Annotated in this window: 1 protein-coding gene, 3 tRNA genes and 1 rRNA gene; all 5 read left to right on the top strand. The window is 61.4% G+C overall.

The features are described from left to right. Positions 1–93 (top strand): 5S ribosomal RNA (gene rrf, locus HWX00_RS37540); the annotation flags it as partial. 2,215 nt (positions 94–2,308) lie between these two features. Then, a tRNA-Tyr gene (locus HWX00_RS36520) sits at positions 2,309–2,394 on the top strand. 43 nt (positions 2,395–2,437) lie between these two features. After that, positions 2,438–2,511, top strand: a tRNA-Gly gene (locus HWX00_RS36515). Positions 2,512–2,535: 24 nt separating this feature from the next. Further along, positions 2,536–2,610 (top strand) — tRNA-Thr (locus HWX00_RS36510). A gap of 66 nt (positions 2,611–2,676) precedes the next feature. Further along, the coding region (locus HWX00_RS36505) for a GTP-binding protein (protein WP_233345785.1) at positions 2,677–2,817 on the top strand (141 nt) is incomplete at its 3' end.

Raw genomic sequence — 2,817 nt, 5'->3', positions numbered from 1 at the left:
GGTCCCACCCCTTCCCATCCCGAACAGGACCGTGAAACGACTCTACGCCGATGATAGTGCGGATTCCCGTGTGAAAGTAGGTAATCGTCAGGCTCCCTAAGCCAAGAACCCCCGCCCGAAAGGCGGGGGTTTTTGCATTGGTGCGACGGAAATGCGCGTCGGCGGTCAAGCGCAATGCGGCCGGAACTGATGCGTCGATGACGTCGACGCGGGCCGCGCTCGTATCCAGTCGGCGCAAATTCCCTCCGTCTGCTGGGTGGCTCAGAACCTGCAAATAGCAATTGGTGTCGCTGAGGTCGGCATCCTCTCGTCATCGACTCGAAGTGACGACACGCTCGGCCGACAGCCGGTCCGCTCGATCGCCTGTTCGCCGGAACTCCATGTCGAGGATTTGCACAACGCCATGTGGCTTCGCGCAATGGTTCTTGCCGTCAGGATACTTGCCATCTCCTCCCATCTACATGCGTACGGAAGCCTTCTCCCGCGAAAATTGCGGCGCTCGTTCCATTGTTACGAGACCCCTCCTGCGTATTTCGCGACCGGGTCGGCTGCCGGTGTGAGCGTCGTACGGCTTGCGGCGCAGCTGAACTCCGACGTTTCTTGTCGAAGGTACGGAATGATCGAGGCGCCATGAAACGGCGCGACAGAGTTGCGTTGGATAACGCAAAGTGGTGCTATCAAGTGCCGTTCTTCGCCTAATCCGCCGGATATCGTCCGGATTCGACTCATCCGAGGCGGTGAGCACCCGGTTCGCGGCAAACGTAACGATCCGGCTGGAGTGCCAGTTGTAACGCCTGTGCGTCGCCCGGCAGGCGCTATCAACAATCCGCGCTGTTCTTTTTAACGAGCATGGGGCGGCCGCCTCAGAACACGTAGATTTCCTCGATGAGCGAATAGGCGGTGCCGCCGAAGCAGGCGCTTCCTTCTTCGATCGGCGCAAAGTGCGCGCCGTTTGCGTCGACGCCGGTCGATCGCACCGCGCACGTCGTGCTGAGATCGCGCAGCGCGGAATCCTTGGTTGGCGGAAACCGGCGTGTTGTGTCCCGGCCTTATTCCCGAGTCGGCACGGGCATCGCTGGGCAGCGCGCGCCGGTCATCAACGCCGCGGGGCAGAGGTCAGCTTTCCAGTGCCTCCGGAAGTATGAGGTGCGGCGAAAGCCCCTGCACCGAACCCCGCGCAACTATTCACATTCAGCTGAACGAGATGGGCGTCGTGCGGGCACGCAGGATGTCGTGTGTACGCGGAGGATTCGCTGCGATAAGCCGACCAGATGCTGACGTTGGTCGGCCAGCGCGACGGGGAGAGGTAGCGGGCACCGTATTTCAGGACGTTTGCCAAGGTCGTGGTGCGGGGCGTGTGGGGCGCGCCTGGTGACCGTATATCATCCCCGAGCAAAGGCTGCAGCACGCCCCCCAGGCAGGTCGCGCTGTCGGATTCGGCGGGCGGGGCGCTGTCGCCGGCCGGGACGGGATAAACGGACGCATCGTTGGTCCGCCGTGCATAGGCGATCGCGTCCTGATTCATCGGCCATGCTGCGGTCGAACCGTTATGCGTCGAGCTCAGGCAGCGGACGTCGAGCACACGGGCTTCAACTGATCATATGCGGCGAGAGCTGCTGCCGCTCCGGAGCGTCTCTCGGCGTGGTTTTTATCCTGGGCTTGCTGACGGATCTTCGCGATTGGGCTCGAGCGACACCGGGTGTCAGTGGCGGCGGCATGTGCGGCCGGTCCGCCCAAGGCCGTGAAGGCAATCGCAAGAGCGAGCAGGTGCATGGGAATCCACGCGGGAAGATGACGGAAGGCGAGGGTTGGTATCGCGCCGGCCGTGGGTCCGCGTGGGGGATTTCATCCGGGCGCGGCGGCGCCGTTGCCATGGCGCCACCACCGGAAGGTTCGGATAACCCCTTGCCGGGTGCCCCGGGCAGTTCGAGCCTGGCCGCGGCGACGCGGGTAGCGAGTAGTCCCGATTTCGCGCAAGCAACCGCGTGCGGAAGCCGCCAGGCACACCGTCCGCGAGGTCGGCGAAGCCGCCCGGCACGAAATTTGCGGAAATTTTGCGTCTATCCGCTTGGCATTGTGTGAAAGAGGTCGTATGATGGCGGTCTTTCGTTTTTAGCGCAGATGCAGATCGGCGCTAAGGGCGGAGTCTGACGAAGATGTGGCGCCGGTCGGCAGCATCTCGTGCTTGCCTTAGCCGGGCAAGGGCGGGAGATCGGTGGTAAAGCGGGAGTCAGGAAGAGAGTGAAAATAATCTTCCGGATGTGCTTGACACGAGTGCGATGCACCCCCATAATCGTCAGTTCTCTACGGAGGGGTGCCCGAGTGGCTAAAGGGGGCAGACTGTAAATCTGTTGGCTTACGCCTACGTTGGTTCGAATCCAACCTCCTCCACCAAGATATCAGCGTAGCGAGCGGTAGGGAATCGTTAGTGGCCCGTGCGGGTGTAGCTCAATGGTAGAGCAGAAGCCTTCCAAGCTTACGACGAGGGTTCGATTCCCTTCACCCGCTCCAGACCGCGAAGTTGAAGCGTAAAACGCCCATGTGGCTCAGTGGTAGAGCACTCCCTTGGTAAGGGAGAGGTCGGCAGTTCGATCCTGCCCATGGGCACCAGCAGTAAAAAGTCAGTGTCTTGTTTGCGCGCGGCGCAACCTGTGAAATTCCTTTTGGGAGTTGAAAATGGCCAAGGAAAAGTTTGAGCGGACCAAGCCGCACGTGAACGTTGGTACGATTGGTCACGTTGACCACGGCAAGACGACGCTGACGGCAGCGATCACGACGGTTCTGACGAAGAAGTTCGGCGGCGAAGCGAAGGCGTAC

This window comes from Burkholderia seminalis DSM 23518, from assembly GCF_902832885.1.
GTDB classification, from domain to species: Bacteria; Pseudomonadota; Gammaproteobacteria; order Burkholderiales; family Burkholderiaceae; genus Burkholderia; species Burkholderia seminalis.
This window is presented reverse-complemented; position numbering and strand designations above follow the sequence as displayed.